We start from the raw sequence: 18,852 nt of genomic DNA, 5'->3' as shown, positions 1-18,852 counted from the left end.
GTCCGGTCCTCACCGTTCTTCGTCGTGGTCGCTGTCGCCGCGCAGGGCGTCCTCGAGTTCGCTCAGCACCTGCTCCTCCACCAGATCCGCCAGCCCGGCGACGGTGCGGGTGACCAGCACGTCGCGGGGGGTGAGAGCCACCCCGAAGGCGTCGTTGGCGCGGGAGGCGATGAGCAGGGCGCGCAGGGAGTCGCCGCCCAGGGAGAAGTAGTCGTCCTCCGCGCCCACGGCCGTGTGCAGGGCTTCCTCCCAGATCGCGGCGAGTGCCTCCTCGGTGGGGGTGCGGGGGGCGACGTGCCCGGGTGCCTCCTCCGCGCCGGGTGCGGGGGCGGGCAGGGCGGCCCGGTCGGTCTTGCCGTTCTCGGTGAGCGGGAAGCGCTCCATCACCACGAACGCCGAGGGGACCATGTGGCCGGGCAGGATGCGGGCGGCGGACGCCCGCAGTTCGGCGGACGCGGGCGGCTCACAGCCGGGTGCGGCGAGCAGGTGGGCCACCAGGCGCGGCAGCCCCGGCTCGTCCTCCCGTACGGTCACCACGGCGTCCAGCACGGCCGGGTGCCGCACCAGGACCTGCTCGACCTCGCCCGCCTCGATGCGGTGGCCGCGCAGCTTGAGCTGGTGGTCGGTGCGGCCCAGGTAGTGCAGCTCGCCGCGGGCGTCGCGCCGTACCAGGTCCCCGGTGCGGTACATCCGGGTGCCCGGCGGCCCGAACGGGTCGGCGGTGAAGCGGGTCGCGGTCAGGCCTGGCCGGTTCAGGTAGCCCCGGGCCAGGGAGTGGCCGCTCAGCCACAGTTCGCCCGCGACGCCGTCGGGGACCGGCCGCAGCCGCGCGTCGAGGACGTATGCCCGGGTCGCCGGCAGCGGGCGGCCGACGGGGGGCGCGGTGCCGTCCGGCTCCAGTGGGGCCGACCAGGTGGCGACGACCGTGGCCTCGGTGGGCCCGTAGGAGTTGATCATGCGATGGTGAGGTGCCCAGCGGGCGACGAGGTCCGCGCCGCACGCGTCGGCGCCGACCGTGAGGGTACGCAGGTCCGGCAGGGTGCCGGGGGTGTCCGGCGGCAGGGTGGCCAGGGCGGCCGGGGGCAGCAGCGTGTGGGTGATCCGTGCGTCGCGCAGGACGCCGGCGAGTTCGGCGCCGAGCAGCGGGCCGGGCGGCGGTACGACCAGGCGGGCGCCGTTCGGCAGCGACATGCACAGTTCCAGGACCGAGGCGTCGAAGCTGGGGGTGGCGAAGGCGAGCACGCGGTCCCCCGGACCCACCTGGTAGTGCTCGGCCTCGGCGGCGGCGAAGTCGGCGAGGCCGCGGTGGGTGACGACGACGCCCTTGGGCGTCCCGGTGGAGCCCGAGGTGTAGATGACGTAGGCGGGGTCGTCGAGGTCGAGCGGTCGGGTGCGTTCTGCGTCGGTGGGCCGGTGCCCGGGTACGCCGTCCGGTGCCGCGGCGAGCAGGGCGGTGACCTCCCCGGCGTCGAGGGTGAGGGCGGGCTCGGCGTCGCGCAGCATCAGCGCGACCCTTTCGGCCGGGTAGCCGGGGTCGACCGGCAGGAACGCCGCGCCGGTCTTGGCCACCGCGAGCTGGGCGAGGACCATCTCCGCGGAGCGCGGCAGGACCAGGGCGACGAGGGTTCCCGGGCCCGCGCCGCGGGCGATGAGCCGGTGCGCCAGGCGGTTCGCCCGCTCCTCCGTCTCCGCGAAGGACAGCAGCAGCCCCGGCGCGCCGAGGGCCGGCGCGGTCGGGCTGCGGTCCACCGCGGCTTCGATCAGGTCGGGCAGCGTCGCCGGGGTCACCGGCCGGGACCGCGGTCGGGCGGGCAGGTCGAGCAGTTGGGCCCGCTCCTCCGGCGGCAGCACGTCCACCGCGGCGAGGGGCGCGGTGTCCGCGGACCCGGCCAGGGCGCGCAGCGTGTGCAGCAGCCGGGCGGCCAGGGACCGCGCGGTGGTCTCCTCGAAGTACCGCGGGTCGTAGCCGAGTTCGACGCCCAGCCGGTCACCGGGCGAGATGACCACGGTGAGCGGGTAGTTGGTGGCCTCCCGGGCGTCCAGGTCCCGCACCCGCACTCCGTGGGCGCCCGCCGTCGTGTCGCCCACGGGGTAGTTCTCGAAGACCAGCAGGCTGTCGAACAGCGCCGTTCCCGCGGGCACCGCGCTGAAGTCGTGCAGGTCCGTCAGCGGGGTGTGGTCGAACCGGCGGTCCTCGGCGCGGGCGGTCTGCATCTCGCGCAGCCAGGCGTCGCACGGCGCGTCGTCGTCGACGGTGACCCGTGCGGGCAGGGTGGTGATGAACAGCCCGGTGATGGTGTCGGCGCCGGGCAGGTCGGCGGGCCGTCCGGAGACGGTGGTGCCGAAGCACACCTCCCGTTCGCCGCCGCAGCGCGCCAGCAGCAGCGCCCAGGCGCCCTGGACCAGGGTGTTGAGGGTGAGGCGGTGGCGGCGGGCGAAGTCCTGCAGCCGCCGTGTGTCGGCCGGTTCGAGATGCTGCGACAGCCAGGTGCCGGAGCGGGCCGCCGCGCCCTGGGCGGGCCGGCGGTCGTACGGCAGCGGCGTCGGGGCGGTGAGGTCCGCGAGGGCCTTCCGCCAGTGGTTCTCGGCCCCGGCGGCATCCCGGCCGGCGAGCCAGGCGGCGTAGTCCGCGAAGGGCCGGCGCTCCGGCAGCCGGAGCGCCTCGCCCCGGGCGAGCGCGGCGTGGCACGCGACGACGTCCGCCAGGACGTGGAAGACGCTCCACCCGTCCAGCAGCACGTGGTGGAAGGTCCACACCACCCGTACCTCGTCCGGGCCCAGCCGGATCAGTGCGACGCGCAGCAGCGGCGCACTGTCCAGGTCGAGGCCGCGCGCCTTGTCCTCGGCCAGCAGCCGTTCCAGCTCCGCCTCGCGCCGCTCGGGTGCCAGGTCGCTCCAGTCGTGCTCGGCGACGGGCAGGACGACTTCGCGGTGCACGGTCTGGAGCGGTACGGGGGCCGCGTCCAGGACCACGGCGCTGCGCAGTACGGGGGTGCGGTCGACGACCTGCTGCCAGGCGGCGGCCAGCACCCCCAGGTCGCGCACGCCGTCCATCACGAACGTGATCTGCTCGACGTACAGCCCCTCGCCCGGTTCGTCCATGGCGTGGACGACCATGCCGGTCTGGGTGGGTGTGAGCGGGTAGATGTCGACGACGTCGCGGCCGGTGCCGGCCAGCCGGTCGACGGCCGCCTGGTCCAGCGGGGCCAGCGGGAAGTCGGCGGGGGTGCGGCCCCCCGCGCCGGGCCCGGCGCAGTGCCGCACGATCGCGCGCAGTTCGTCGGCCAGTTCGGCGGCCAGGCGGGCGACGGTGTCACGCCGGTGCACCTCACGCGAGTACGACCAGGTGAACTCCAGGCGCTTGTCGGTGACCCGGCCCAGCACGTCGAGGAGGTGGGGCCGGTCCGCCGAGGGGTCCATGCCGCCCGCGAGTCCGTCCCACGGCGCGTGCAGCAGGCCGCCCGGGGACACGTCCCGGTCCTGCCGGCCCAGGTAGTTGAAGCCGACCTGCGGCAGGGCCGGCAGCTGTCCGGCCGCCGTGGGGTGCAGGTGCCGCAGGGCGCCGTAGCCCAGTCCGCGGCGCGGGACGGCCCGCAGGGTCTCCTTGACGGACTTGAGCGCCGTCCCGGGGTCCGCGTCCCTGGGGACCTCCAGCGCGACGGGGAACATGGTGGTGAACCAGCCGACGGTCCGGGACAGGTCGACGTCGTCGAACAGTTCCTCCCGGCCGTGGCCCTCCAGCGCCACCGTCACCCGGTCCCGGCCCGTCCAGCGGGTCAGGACCCGGCCGAGGGCGCACAGCAGGACGTCGTTGACGCGGGTGCGGTAGACGTCGGGCACGTCCTGGAGCAGGCGGCGGGTCTCCTCGGTGTCCAGTTTGACCGTCAGCGTCTCCTCGCAGGCGACGGTGTTGCCGCCCGAGAGGTCGGCGGGCAGGGCCGCGTCGCCCTCCAGGTCCCGCCAGTGGGCGAGTTCGTCGTCGAAGCCGCCGCCTGCGGTGTGCGCCGCGAGCCGCTCGGCCCACGAGCGGTAGGAGGTGGTCTTCGGGCCGAAGTCCGGTCGGTCGCCGGTGCGCAGCGCCCGGTACGCGCTCTCCAGGTCCTCCAGGATCACCCGCCACGAGACCGCGTCCACCACGAGGTGGTGGGCGGCCAGCAGCAGGACCGGCCGCCGCCCTGCGCCGGGGCGGCACAGGGCGCCCCGGAGCAGTGGTCCGGCGCCCAGGTCGAACCCGGCGCCCAGCAGGGCGGCCCGCTCGCGCAGTGCCGCCCCGGTGTCGGCGCCCGCGCTCTCGGGGAGGTCGTGCACCTCCAGGTGCGCCGGGTCGCCGGGCGCGGCGCCGTACTGGCGCCACCGCCCGTCGCCGGCCCGCTCGAACCGCAGGCGCAGGGCGTCGTGGTGCTCGACGACCGCGGTCAGGGCGGCGCGCAGGAGCGTCTCGTCGGTGTCGTCGGCGAGGTGGAAGGAGACGGTCTGGGTGAAGTGCGCCGGGTCGCCGGTGAGCGTGTCGAGCAGCCAGTGCTGGACCGGGGTGAGCGGCGCCTCGCCCACCACGGGACCCTGCTCGGCCGTGGTCGCCGTGGCCGGCAGGTCCTCGGCGGCGGCGGCCAGTTCGGCGACGGTCTGGTGGAGGAACAGGTGCCGCGGGGTCAGCACGAGGCCGGCCCGGCGGGCGGCGGAGACGATCTGGATGCCGAGGATGGAGTCGCCGCCGAGGGCGAAGTAGTTGTCCAGCGCGCCGACTTCCGGCACGCCCAGCACCTCGGACCAGATCGCTGCGAGGGTCCGCTCGGTGCCGGTGCCCGGCGGGCGGGCGTCGACGGAGGCCGGCGCGGCCCACACGGGTTCGGGCAGCGCCCTGCGGTCCAGCTTGCCGGTGGCCCCGAGCGGCAGCCGCTCCAGCGGCAGCACGGTCGCCGGGACCAGGTGGCCCGGGAGCGTGCGGGCGAGGAAGTCCCGCAGCGCGGCGGCCTCGGGGACCTCGGCACCGGCGGGGACGACGTACCCCACGAGCCGCCGGTGGCCGTCCTGTTCGACCACCCGGGCGGCGGCCGCGGACACCAGCGGGTGCCGGGCCAGCGCGGCCTCGACCTCGCCCAGTTCGATGCGGAAGCCCCGCACCTTCACCTGGTCGTCGCTCCGGCCGAGGTACACCAGGTCGCCGTGCGCGGTCCAGCGCACCAGGTCCCCGGTGCGGTACATGCGACTGCCGGGCGGCCCGTACGGGTCGGGGAGGAAGCGGGACGCGGTCAGGCCGGGGCGGCCCAGGTAGCCGCGGGCCACGCCGGTCCCGGCGAGGTACAGCTCGCCGGGCGCTCCGGCGGGCACCGGCCGCAGCCGGGCGTCCAGGACGTAGGCGCGGGCGCCGCCCACCGGCCGGCCGATCGCCGGAACACGGTCGGGTTCCGCCGGGTCGCAGGTCCAGGCCGTGGCGTACACGGTGGCCTCGGTGGGCCCGTAGATGTTCATCACCCGGCAGCCGGGCACCGCCTCCCGGACCTGCTGGACGGTACGGACGGGCAGCGCCTCGCCGGCCAGGACGACGGTGTCCGCCGTGACGTCGACGGTGTCCTCGGCGAGCAGCCGCCCGAGGGCCGAGGGGACGGCGCTGAGCAGTCCCGCGGTCCACGGCCGGTCGCGTTCGGCGAGGGCCAGCAGGTCGCGGACCACCTCGACACAGCCTCCGGCCAGCAGCGGGGAGAGGATCTCGAACACCGACACGTCGAAGTTGAGCGAGGTGGAGGCCACGACGTGGGCGAGGCCCCGGCCGGTGAACTCGGCGCCGGCCCAGTCGGTCAGCGCCACCACGGATTCGTGGGCGACCACGACGCCCTTGGGGCGGCCGGTCGAACCGGAGGTGTGGATGACGTACGCGGGGTGCCCGGGCAGCAGGGTCCCGTGCCGTTCGGCGTCCCCGACGTCGGCCGCGGACCGGGCGCCCAGCCGTGCGGCGCACGCGGGATCGTCCAGTGCGATGCGCGCGAACGGGCCGTCGGGCAGCCGCCCGGACGTCTGCGCGCAGGTCACCACGGCGTCGGGGCGCACGTCCTCGAAGAGGAACGCGATCCGCTCGGCCGGGTAGCCGGGGTCGACCGGCAGGTAGGCGGCGCCGCTCTTCAGCACCGCGAGGAGGGCCACGATCAGGTCGGCCGTGCGGGGCAGCGCCAACGCGACGAACCGCTCGGGTCCGGCGCCCGCGTCGACCAGCAGCCGGGCCAGCCGGTTGGCGCGCTCGTTGAGCTGCCGGTAGCTGAGGCACTCGGCGCCGGCCAGGACGGCCGGGGCGTCCGGGGTGCGTGCGGCCTGCTCCTGGAACGCCTCGGGCAGGGTCCGCCGCGGTGCCCGGATCACCGGGCCGCCCAGCCGGTCGACGAGGCGGCGGCCCTGCTCCGGTGCGACCAGCGGCAGGTCGTCCAGGCAGCGCTCGGGGTCGGTGGCCATCTCGGTGAGAAGGGTGCGCAGGCTCGCGCCGAGCCCCTCGACCGTCGCGGGGTCGAAGGCCTCCGGGTCGTAGTCGAGGGCGACCGCGAGGGTGTCACCCGGCGCGACCACCACGCTGAGCGGGTAGTTGGTCGGCTCCAGGTCGCGTTCCTGCTCCATGGCCAGTCCGTGCCGGGCCAGGGCGTTGGCGTCGAACGGATAGTTCTCGAAGACGACGATGCTGTCGAACAGCGTGGTGCCGCCCGGCACGTCGCTCCACGTCTGGAGCTGGGCGAGGGAGACGAAGTCGTGGCGCCGGGACTCCGACTGGGCGGCCTGGAGCTCGCGCAGCCACTCCAGCAGTTGACGCCGTCCGTCGATCCGCGCCCGGGTGGGCAGCGTGTTGATGAACACGCCGACCATGGAAGTCACTCCCGGCAGTTCGGCGGGGCGCCCGGACACGGTCGTGCCGAACACCACGTCGTCACCGCCGCCGTACCGGGACAGCAGCAGGGCCCAGGCACCCTGGAGCACCGTGTTGACGGTGAGCCCGGCGCGCTGCGCGGTCTCCCGCAGCCGCGCCGACACTCCGGCGTCGAGCGTCACCCGGACCGACCCCGACGAGGACGTGCCGTGGACCTCGGCGGGCCGCCGGTCGCGCGGCAGCCCGGTGGGGACGGAGAAACCTGCCAGCGCCTCGCGCCAGTACCGTTCCGCGCGCCCGGTGTCCTGCCGGGCCAGCCAGCCCAGATAGTCGCTGAAGGGTGAGCGGTCCGGGACCTGCGGCCGGCGCCCCGAGGTCAGGGCCGCGTACCGCTCGCACACCTCGTCGAACACCTGAGCGGCGCTCCACCCGTCGAGCAGGACGTGGTGGAAGGTCCACACCATCCGCACCCGCTCGGGTGACAGCCGGATCAGGGTCAGCCGCATCAGTGGCGCGGCGGACAGGTCGACGCCCGCCCGGCGGTCCTCGTCGAGCATCCGGTCGAGTTCCCGTTCGCGGCGCTCGGCCGGCCACTGGGACCAGTCGTGGTGCGTGACGGGCACCTCGGCCCGGTGCTGCACGACCTGGAGGGGCTCGGCCGTCTCCTGCCACACCAGCCGGGTGCGCAGCATCGGGTTGGCGTCCGCGGTGCGCTGCCACGCCTCGGCGAGGGCGTGCGCGTCCCGGACCCCGGAGAGCACCAGCTGCACCTGGTTGAGGTAGGTGCCGGCGTCCGTGTCCATCAGGCTGTGGAACAGCATGCCGGCCTGCATCGGCGTCAGCGGGTACAGGTCGGCGACCGCCTGACCGTCGCCCACGACCCGGTCCACGGCCGCCTGGTCGACGCGCGCCAGCGGGAAGTCCGAGGGCGTGCGGCCGCCGGCGTCCGGGCGCGAGCAGTGGGCGACCAGGTTCCCGAGCGCCGCCACCATGCCCTCGGCGAGCCCGGCCACCGTCTCCTCGCGGTGCAGTCCGGCGCTGTAGTACCAGGTGACCTCGAGGCGGCCGTCCTCCACCCGGGCCACCACGTCGAGCAAGTGCGGGCGCTCCTGCCCGGGTGCCTCGGCGCCGTCCAGGCCGTCGGGCACGGAACGGACGAGTACGCCGTCGGCGGCTGACCAGTCGAACCGGCCCAGGTAGTTGAAGCTGACGCCCGGCGTCGGCGCTTCGGCGAGTCCGCCGTCCCCGGCGAGGTACCGCAGCGCGCCGTGGCCGAGGCCGCGCTCCGGTACGGCCCGCAGCTGCTCCTTGACGGACTTCAGGGCGGTGCCCCAGTCCCCCTCCCCCGCGTCGAGGGCGACCGGGAACAGGGTCGTGAACCAGCCGACCGTACGGGACAGGTCGACGTCGTCGAAGAGCTGGTCCTCGCGGCCGTGCCCCTCCAGGTCCACGGCGACGGTGCGCCGGCCGGTCCAGTCGGCGAGCGTCCGGGCGAGCGCGGTCAGCAGAACGTCGTCGATGCGGGTGCGGTAGACGCCGGGCACCTTGCGCAGCAGGTCGTCGGTGCGCTCCTCGTCGAGCCGGACGGTCACCGCGCGCACGTCGGCCATGGTGTTGCCGCCGTCGAGTTCCACCGGGAGCGGGGCCGCGCAGTGCCGGGCCACCGCGTCCCAGTGGGCGCGTTCCGCCGCGAAGCCGCCTTCGCCGGTGTGGGCGCGCAGTCGCCGCGCCCACTCCTGGACGGAGGTGGTGCGGGCCGGCAGGCGGACCGGTTCCCCGGCGAGGGCCTGCCGGTAGGCGGTCTCCAGGTCCTCCAGGAGGACGCGCCAGGAGACACCGTCGACGACCAGGTGGTGCACGGCCAGGAGCAGCCGGGCGGGGCGGGTGCCGGAGTCCGCGGGAGCCTCGGGATCGCCGGTGAAGAGCCGGGCGGTGAGCAGCGGGCCGGTGTCGAGCCGGAAGGCGGTGTGCGCCTCGGCCGTGACACGGGCCTCGGTCTCCCGCGCCGCCGCCGCGGTGCCCGCACCGCTCAGGTCGCAGACCCGCAGCAGCTCCGGTGCCGCCGCGTCAGCGGAGACGCAGGTCTGGCTCCAGGACCCGTCGTCCCGGCGGGCGAAGCGGGAGCGCAGGGCGTCGTGGTGCGCCCACAGCGCGGCGAGCGCGCGGCGCAGGGCGGCCGGGTCGACGTCGGCCGTCTCCACGACGACGGACTGGTTGAAGAACTCCGGGCGGTGCGGGCCGGCGTCCAGGAACCAGTGCTGGATGGGCGTGAGGGCGACCTCGCCGCTCACCGGGCCGGTCCCGGCGACGGGCGCGGCGGTGCCGGTGGCGGCGGCCAGCGCGGCGACGGTGGGGTGCCGGAACAGGTCCCGGGGCGTCAGGGCGAGGCCTGCGGCGCGGGCGCGGGAGACGACCTGGATGCTGAGGATGGAGTCGCCGCCCAGCATGAAGAAGTTGTCGTCGGCGCCGACCCGTTCGACGCCGAGCAGCTCGGCCCAGATCTCGCCGAGGATTCGCTCGGTCCCGGTGCGGGGCGCACGGTACGCGGTGTCGCCGGCCGCCGACCAGTCGGGGGCCGGGAGGCGCCGCCGGTCCACCTTGCCGTTGCCCGTCAGGGGCAGCTCCGCCACGGTGACGAACGCGGCGGGCAGCATGTAGTCGGGCAGGTCGGCCGACAGGTGGGTGCGCAGTTCGGCGGCCGGCGGTACGGCGGCGGCGGGGGCGGGCACGAGGTGGGCGGCCAGCCGCTTGCGCCCGCCCTCCTCGTACACGGAGACGACCGCCTCCACGACGGCCGGGTGGGCGGTGAGCCTGGCCTCGATCTCGGCGGGTTCCACCCGGAAGCCGCGGATCTTGATCTGGTCGTCCGCGCGTCCCACGAAATGCAGTTCGCCGTCGCCGCTCCAGCGCACGATGTCGCCGGTGCGGTACATGCGGGTGCCGGGCGGTCCGAACGGGTCGGCGAGGTAGCGGGCGGCGGTCGCGCCGGGGCGTCCGGCGTAGCCGCGGGCAACCCCGGCACCGGCGACGAACAGCTCGCCGGGGATGCCCGGCGGTTGGGGCTGGAGCGCGTCGTCCAGGACGTACACCCGCGTGTTGTCCAGCGGGCGGCCGATGGGCAGCACCGGGGGCAGCGGATCACCGGCGCGGAAGACGCGCCGGGTGGCGAAGGTGGTGGTCTCGGTCGGGCCGTAGCCGTCGACGAGGGTCAGGCCGGGGCAGGCGTCCAGGACACGGCGGACCACCGCGCCCGGCACGGCCTCGCCTCCGGTCCACACCTCCAGGGCGCCGCGCAGGCACGTGGGGTCCTCCTGCGCGAGGAGGCGGAACAGTCCCGCGGTCAGCCACAGGCACCGCACGCCCTGCTCGGTGATCGCGCGCCGGACGACGGCGGCGTCCAGGTCCGCAGGCGGGGCCAGCACGGCGGTCCCGCCGCGCAGCAGCGGGACCCACAGCTCGTAGGTGGAGGCGTCGAAGGCGTGCGGGGAGTGCACGAGGACGCGGTCGTGGCCGGTGAAGGCGCGGTCGAGCGCGAGCGCGGCGACGTCCCGCTGGCGCACGGCGACGCCCTTGGGGATACCGGTGGAGCCGGAGGTGAACATGAGGTACTGGACGTTGTCCGGGTGCACCGCGGCACCGGCCGGGCGCCGGGAACCGGACGCGTCACCGCCGGCGCCGGCGGCTCCGTCCGGCGGTACGGCTCCAGCAGCGTCCGCGTTTCCGTCCAGCGGTACCGGCCCACCGTAGGCGGCTCCGTCCAGCGGTGCGGTCTCCGCACCCGTGCCCGCGGCTCCGTCCAGCCGTACGACCTCCCCCTCGGGATGCACGGCGCGGGCCGTCTCCTCGCAGGCCGCGTCGGTGAGCAGCAGGTGCGCGCCGGCCTCCGTGAGCATCCGGCGCAGCCGCTCGCCCGGTGCCCGGCCGTCCAGCGGGACGTAGATCCCTCCGGTACGGGCGAGGGCGAGCTGAGCGACGACGAGGGTGACCGAGCGGTCCATCAGCACGCCGACCGGGACCTCGGCCCGTACACCGAGCGCGGTCAGCCGGGCGGCGAGCCCCGCCGCCCTGGTGTCCAGCTCCCGGTAGGTGAGGTGCTCGGTGCCGGCCTCCAGGGCGACGGCGTCCGGGGTGCGCCGCACCTGGGCGGCGAACAGGTCCGCGACCGTGGCGTCCGGCGTGTCGGTGGCCGTGTCGTTCCAGCCGCACAGGACCTGGTCCCGGCGGGCGGTGGTCAGCAACGGGAGTCGCGCGGCGGGACGTTGCGGTGCCGCGGCCATGCCCTCCAGCAGGACGGTGAGGTACTCGGCCATCCGCGCGACGGTGGCGGTGTCGAACAGCTCGGGGTCGTAGCCGAGGCGCAGCCCGAGTTCGGGGCCGGGGTAGGCCACCAGGCTCAGGGGGTAGTTGGTGGTCTCGATGCCGTCCAGGTCGCTCAGGCGCAGCCCGTGCGCGGCGGCGAGACCGTCGTCGACCGGGTAGTTCTCGAAGACCACGATGCTGTCGAACAGGGCGATGCCGTCCGCGAGTTCGGTGAACCCCTTCATGCGGGTGAGCGGCATGTGGTCGAACCGCCGGTCCTCGCTCTGGTCCTGCTGGAGCCGGCTCAGCCAGGCTTGGAGGGTCTCGTCGCGCGGTGCGGCGACGCGGGTCGGCAGTGTCGTGATGAACAGGCCGGTCATGGCCTCGGCACCGGGCAGCTCGGGGGGACGCCCGGAGACGGTGGTGCCGAACACCACGTCGTCGCGGCCCGCCTGACGGCTCAGCAGGAGCGCCCAGGCGCCCTGGACGAGGGTGTTGAGGGTCAGGCCCGCCGTTCTGGCCAGCTCTTCCAGCGCCCGGCTGGCGGCGGCGGGAACCGTGACCCGGACGGCCTGGGTGGACTCGGCCCGGTGGGTCTCGCGCGGTTCACGGTCGTAGGGCAGCGGGGTGGACTCGGTGAGGCCGGACAGGCGGTCCCGCCAGTGCCGTTCGGCCTGTTCGCCGTCGCGGTCGCGCAGCCAGGCCACGTAGTCGCGGAACGGCCGGCGGTCGGGCAGGGCGTCGTCGGCCGCCGTGCCCGGCTCCCCGGCGGGCAGCGCATGGCAGGTGAAGACGTCCGACAGCACCTGGAACAGGCTCCAGCCGTCGAGGATCAGGTGGTGGAAGGACCACACCACCCGCACACTGTCGTCGGAGAGCCGGGCGATCACCAGGCGTTGCAGCGGGGCCTGTCCGAGGTCGATGCCGCGTTCCCGGTCACGGTCGAGCAACTCCCGCAGCCGGGCTTCCCGTTCGGGTGCCGGCACCTCCCGCCAGTCCGCGTGCGTGACCGGCACGGACGCGTGGCGCCGGACCACCAGCAGCGGTTCGGGCATGTCCTGCCACGCGACGTGGCCGCGCAGCACGGGGGTGCGGTCGGTGACCCGCTGCCAGGCGGCCTCCAGCGCCGCGGGGTCGGGTATCCCGTCCAGGACGAAGGTCAGCTGCTGGAAGTAGGCGCTGCGGTCGTCCTGGGAGAGCCCGTGGAAGAGCATGCCGGCCTGGGTGGGCGTGAGGGCGTGGACGTCCTCGACCGCGGCGGGGTCGTCCCCGACGATCCGGTCCACGGCCCGCTGGTCCAGCCGCGCCAGCGGGAAGTCCGAGGGGGTGCGTCCCGCGGCGCCCGGCCGGGCGGCGTGCCGGGCGAGGCCTGCCAGCGCGTCGGCGTACCGTCCGGCGAGTTCCGCGACGGTCGCCTCCCGGTGCAGCTCCCCGGAATAGAACCAGGTGAACTCCAGCGCGTCGCCGTCCAGTTGCCCCACGACCTCCAGGGCGTGCGGGCGCTCGGCCAGCGGGTCGGCGTCCAGCTCCAGGGGGCGGCCCGGGGCCTGGTAGAGGCTGTCCGGCCGGCCGTCCGCGAGCCCGAACCGGCCCAGGTAGTTGAAGCTGATGTGTGCGGTCGGCGCCGAGGGCAGCGAACCGGGCCGGGCCAGGTAGCGCAGGGCGTCGTGGCCCAGACCGTGCCGGGGCACCGCGCGGAGCTGTTCCTTGACCCGCTTGAGCACCGTGTCCCAGTCCGCGTCCATAGGGACGGTCAGGGCGACGGGGTGGCGGGTGGTGAACCAGCCGACGGTACGGCTGGTGTCGACGTCGGCGAACAGTTCCTCCCGGCCGTGCCCTTCGACGTCCACCACGACGCGGTCGTGTCCGGTCCAGCCGCACAGGGTCCGGCCCAGCGCGCCGAGCAGTACGTCGTTGGCCTGGGTGCGGTAGGTCTCCGGCAGGGTGCGCAGCAGGACGGCGGTGTCCTCGGGAGTGAGGCGTACGGTCACCGAGCGCGCCGTGGCGTAGGTGTTGGCGCCCTTCAGGTCCGTGGGGAGCGCGGTGTCGGCATCCGTGACCGGCTGCGACCAGTACGCCGTCTCGTCGTCGAAGCCGCCGTCGGCGGCGAGGGCGGCCAGGCGCCCGGCCCAGTCCCGCAGCGCCGACGACTTCGCCGGCAGGGCCGCCGTCCCGTCGCGGCCCTCGCGGCGGGCGGCGTAGGCCCGGTCCAGGTCTTCCAGCAGGACGCGCCAGGAGATCCCGTCGACGACCAGGTGGTGGACGGCCAGGTGCAGGACGGGGCGGCGGCCGGGCTCCCGGTCGTGGAGCACGGCGCGCAGCAGCGGGCCGCGGGACAGGTCGAAGGGGCCCGTGTGCGGGGCGTCGGCGTCGGGGCCGGTGTGGCGTGCCAGGTGCAGCCGGGGTGCCGCGTCGTCGATGTGCCACTGGACGCCCGCGTCGCCGTGACCGGTGACGAAGCGGGAGCGCAGGGCGTCGTGATGGGTGACCAGGTCGTTCAGGGCGTCCTCGAGGGCCGCGGCGTCGACGGTGTCGGGCAGTTCCACGGACAGCGTCTGGGCGAAGTGGCCCGCGCGTTCGGCGGCGCTGTCGAAGAGCCAGTGCTGAATGGGTGTCAGCGGCGCGGTGCCGGTGGCCGCGACGGGGGCGGGCGCGGCGGTCCTGCGGCTTCCGGCGGCGTCCGCGCACCGGGCGAGGGCGGCGACCGTCTGGTGCCGGTAGACGTCGCGCGAGGTCACCGTCAGGCCGGCCCGCCGGGCCTGCGCCACCACCTGGATGCTGAGGATGGAGTCGCCGCCGAGCGCGAAGAAGTTGTCGTCCGCCCCGACCCGCTCCACGTGCAGGACGTCCGCCCAGACCGCGGCGAGGGTCCGCTCGGTGGGAGTGCGGGGCGCGACGTGGCGCGTGGTGTGCGTGGCGGGTCCCGGGTCAGGGAGCGCGGCGCGGTCCAGTTTGCCGTTGGGGTTGAGCGGCAGGGCGCTCAGCACCACGACGGCCGCGGGCACCATGTAGTCGGGCAGCGACGCGCCGAGTGTCCGGCGCACCGATTCCGGTTCGACGCGCGCTCCCGCGGCGGGTACGACATACCCGACCAGGCGCCGGTGCCCGTCGCTCTCCCGGGCGGTGGCGGCCGCCTCGGCCACGCCCTCGCACGTGCGCAGGGCCTCCTCCACCTCGCCGAGCTCGATGCGGAATCCCCGTACCTTGACCTGCTGGTCGGTCCGCCCGAGGTACTCCAGCTCGCCGTCGGCGGTCCAGCGCACCAGGTCACCGGTGCGGTACATGCGGTCGCCGGGCGCGCCGTAGGGGTCGGCGACGAACCGGGCGGCGGTCAGGCCGGGGCGCCGCAGGTAGCCGCGGGCCAGGCCGCCGCCCCCGAGGTGGAGTTCTCCCGTGACTCCCGGAGGCTGCGGGCGCAGCAGGCGGTCCAGGACGTAGGCCCGGGTGCGGGCCACCGGTCTGCCGATGGGCGGGGCCTGGTCGGGCACGGCGTCCCCGGCGAACCACGCGGTGGCGTAGACGGTCGCCTCGGTCGGCCCGTAGATGTTGGCCACCTCACCACCGGGTGTCGCGCGCCGCAGGTCCCGCACGGTCTGCGCGGGCAGCGCCTCGCCGGCCAGGACGACGGTGTCGGCCTCGACCGCGGTGGCGTCGCCCGTGAGCATCCGGGAGACCACCGACGGCACGCCGCTGACCAGCCCGGCCCGCCGTGTCCCCGGCGCGTCGGCGAGCGCGGGCAGGTCGTCGACCAGCTCGACCCCGCCGCCTGCCAGCAGGGGGCACAGCATCTCGAACACCGAGACGTCGAAGTTGAGCGAGGTGGAGGCGACGACGTGCGCCAGCCGGTCGGTGCCGAACTCCTCCTCCGCCCAGGTGGCCAGTGCGGCCACGCTGCGCTGGGCGACCACGACCCCCTTGGGGCGGCCGGTCGAGCCCGAGGTGTAGATGACGTACGCGGGATGGGCGGGGTCCAGCGGCTGCCGGCGCTCGGCGTCGGTCACGTTCGTGTCGGACCGGTCGGGGGCCCCGGCGCCGTCGACGGCGCAGTCCTCCAGGATCAGCGGTTCGCACCCCTCGGGCAGTACGCCGGCCGTGCCGCGGGCGGCTACGACCAGCGCGGGAGCCGCGTCGTCGAGCATGAAGCGGATGCGGTCGGCCGGGTAGCCGGGATCCACCGGCAGGTATCCGGCTCCCGACTTCAGGACGGCCCACAGCACCGGCAGCAGGTCGGCGGTGCGCGGCAGGCAGAGGGCGACCAGCGTCTCGGGGCCCGCGCCGCGCCCGATCAGCAGCCGGGCGAGGCGGTTGGCGCGCCGGTTCACCTCGGCGTAGTCGAGCCGTACGGGGCCGCAGACCACGGCGGTCCGGTCGGGGGTCCTGGCCACCTGCGCCTCGAACAGCGCGGCCAGCGTGCTGTCCCCGGTGTCCTGCCCGTCGTGCGGCGGCGGGTTCCAGGCGTCGAGCAGGGTGCGCCGCTCGTCGTCCGACAGCAGCGGCAGTTCGGCGACCGTCCGGTGCGGGCCGTCCGCCATGCCCTCCAGCAGGCGGTGCAGGTGACGGCTCATCCGGGCCACGGTGCGTGCCTCGAAGAGGTCCGTGTTGTACTCGACCGTCAGCTCGGATCCGCCGTCGGGACGCGGCGCGAACTCCAGGACCAGGTCGAAGCGGGCCGCAGGCCGGGGCAGTGGATGGTCCTCGATGCGCAGCCCGCCGGCCCGCGGCGGGTACGCCGGGGCGGTCTGCTGCACCACGAGCGCCTGCACCAGCGGGGTGCGGCTGGGGTCCCGGGGCGGGGCCAGCTCCTCCACCACTCGGTCGAAGGGCACCCCGTCGTGTGCGAAGGCGTCCAGCACGGTCGCGCGCATGCTCTCCACGAACCGGTCGACCGTGGCCTTGTCGTCCACCTCGCCGCGCAGCACCACGGTGTTGGCGAAGAACCCGGTGACGTCCTCCAGGTCGCCGCGGCCCCGCCCGTTGGTGACGGTGCCGAACGCCACGTCCCGCTGCCCGGAGTACCGGGAGAACAGCACGGCGGCGGCGCCCGCGAAGAGGGTGAACAGGGTCGTGCCCCGGCCGCTCGCCAGGTGCCGCAGCCGGGCTACGAGTTCGGCGGGCAGCTCGTGGCGGTGCGCCGCTCCGGCGGTGGTGCGCACGGCGGGCCTGGGCCGGTCCGTGGGCAGTTCCAGCTGCTGCATGCCGGTCAGGTGCCGCTTCCAGTACGCGAGGCTCTCGGCGTCGCCGTCCGTGGACCGCCGCTGCCGTTCCCACACGGCGAAGTCCGGGTACTGCACGCCCGGCTCGGACAGTCCGTCAGGGGTACCGGACACCTCCGCGTGGTAGAGCGCGGCCAGGTCGCGGGTCAGGACGCCGACGGACCAGCCGTCGGTGACGATGTGGTGCTGGGCCAGCAGGAGCAGGTGGTCGTCGTCGGTGCGGCGGACGAGCAGGGCGCGGGTGAGCGGTCCCGTCGCCAGGTCGTAGGGGCGGCCCAGTTCCTCGGTCAGCAGGCGCTCGGTGGCCTCGGCGCGGCCGTCGGCGGGGAGACGGCCGAGATCCGCCGTCCGCAGCGGCACCGCGGCGGCGTCGCTCACGTGCTGCGCGTCCTGCCCGTCCACGGTGGTGAAGGTGGTGCGCAGGGAGTCGTGGCGGGCGGCGAGCCGGTCCAGGGCGCGGCGCAGCGCGCCGTCGTCGAGTGGTCCGCGCAGGCGCAGCGCGACACCGGTGTTGTACTCGGTGCCGCCCGCGGTGAGGTCGTCGAGGAACCACAGCCGTCGCTGGGCACTGGACAGCGGAAGCGGCCGGTCCCGCGGGGCCGGCGGGATCGGGTCCGGCGGCGCGGTGGCGGCCGGGTCGCCGAGCAGCGGGGCCAGGGCGGCGACGGTCCGCGCGGTGAACACGTCCCGGACCGACAGGCGTACGCCGAGTTCGTCGCGTATCCGGGACAGCATGCGGGCGGCGAGGATCGAGTCGCCGCCCAGGTCGAAGAAGTCGTCCTCCACGCCGATGCCGTCGGCGCCCAGCACGTCCGCCCAGACGGCGGCCAGTGACCGCTCCTCGGGGGTGCGCGGCGGGACCCGGCCGGCGGTGGACGCGGGGCCGGGCGCGGGCAGGGCACGCCGGTCGACCTTGTGCTGGGGGGTGAGCGGCAGGGCGTCCAGGACGACGATCGCGGACGGGACCAGGTGCGCCGGCAGGGAGGCGGTGAGCGCCGCGCGCAACGCGGCCGGCTGTGGGGCGTGCCGGGGGTCGGCGGGCGTGACGTAGCCGACGAGCCGCTGCCGGCCCGGCTCGTCCTCGCGTACCACGACGACGGCTTCACGGACCTGGTTCTCGCGCGCGAGGGCCGCCTCGATCTCGCCGGGTTCGATGCGGAAGCCGCGCACCTTCACCTGCCGGTCGAGCCTGCCCAGGAACTCCAGCTCGCCGTCCGCCGTCCAGCGTGTCCGGTCGCCGGTGCGGTACAGCCGGGCGCCGGGCGGGCCGAAGGGGCTGGCGACGAAGCGGGCGGCGGTCAGGCCGGCCCGGCCGAGGTAGCCGCGGGCCAGTCCGTCGCCCCCCACGAACAGTTCGCCGTCGGCGCCGGGCGGCACGGGCCGCATCGCCTCGTCCAGTACGTGGGCCCGCAGGCCGGGCAGCGGGGCGCCGATCGTCGGAGTGCCGCCGCCGGCCGCGAGGGGGCCGGTCCACGAGGTGACGATCGTGGCCTCGGTCGGCCCGTACGAGTTGATCATGCGGCGTCCGGGCGCCCAGCGGTCGACGAGGGCCGCAGGACAGGCTTCGGCTCCCACGATCAGCGTGCGCAGATGGCGTGCGCCGCCGTTCGACGCCGGGTCGGGCAGCGTGGCGAGCGCGGCCGGCGGGATGAGGGCGTGGGTGATGCGGTGCTCGTCCAGCACGGTGGCGAGTTCGTCGCCAAGCCACGGCCCGTCGGGCGGCACCACCAATGTCGCGCCCGTCAGGAGCGAGATGAACAGCTCCAGGACGGAGGCGTCGAAGCTCGGCGAGGAGAACTGCAGCACGCGGTCGCCCGGGCCCACGGCGTACCGGTCCGCGGCGGCCGCCGCGAAGCCGCCGATGCCCCGGTGGGTGACCGTCACGCCCTTGGGGGTCCCGGTGGAGCCGGAGGTGAAGATGACGTAGGCCGCGTGGTCGGCGTCAGCCGCCGGGAGCCGGACCGGGGCACCCTGGGCGGTGTTCTCTGCCATGACGGCACGGACCAGGTCCAGGTCGTCGAGGACCGCGGCGGGCCGGGCGTCGGCCAGCATCAGGGCGCGCCGTTCGGCCGGGTAGTCGGGGTCCACCGGCAGGAAGGCGGCGCCCGCCCGGGCCACGGCCAGCTCCGCGGCGACCAGTTCCATCGAGCGGGGCAGGACCAGCGCGACGGACCGGTCCGGGCCGGCCCCGTTCCGCACGAGGTGGCCGGCCAGCCGGTCGGCGCGTGCCGCCAGGTCGCGGTAGGACCAGGTCCGCCGCGCGTCGGTCAGCGCGGGCGCCGACGGGGTGCGGGCGGCCTGGGCGGCGAACAGCTCACCGAGCGCCGCGTACGCCGGGGTAGGGGCGGTGACGCCGTCGGCGGGCGCGGGCGCGTGGTCGGCCTGCGGGGAGCGGGGCGCAGGGGTGGCCATGTCGTGCGGGTCCGTCATGGGGAGTCCTTATGGGCGAAGAACGGAGCGGTGCGCGCGGACCCGGACCGCCGGGGAGGCAGCCCG

Annotated in this window: 1 protein-coding gene; it reads right to left on the bottom strand. The window is 75.5% G+C overall.

The genetic code is table 11. The annotated features are described in order from the left end of the window. Positions 1 to 9 precede the first annotated feature (9 nt). The gene (locus AC0ZLC_RS06370) at positions 10 to 18,786 is read right to left on the bottom strand and encodes a non-ribosomal peptide synthetase (protein ID WP_476750893.1); all 18,777 of its coding nucleotides are present in this window, start codon (positions 18,784 to 18,786) and stop codon (positions 10 to 12) included. Between the last annotated feature and the right edge of the window lie 66 nt (positions 18,787 to 18,852).

The organism is Streptomyces sp. GLSS-08 (assembly GCF_056387915.1).
Note: the sequence above shows the minus strand (reverse complement) of the source record. Positions and strands in the feature narration are given on the sequence as shown.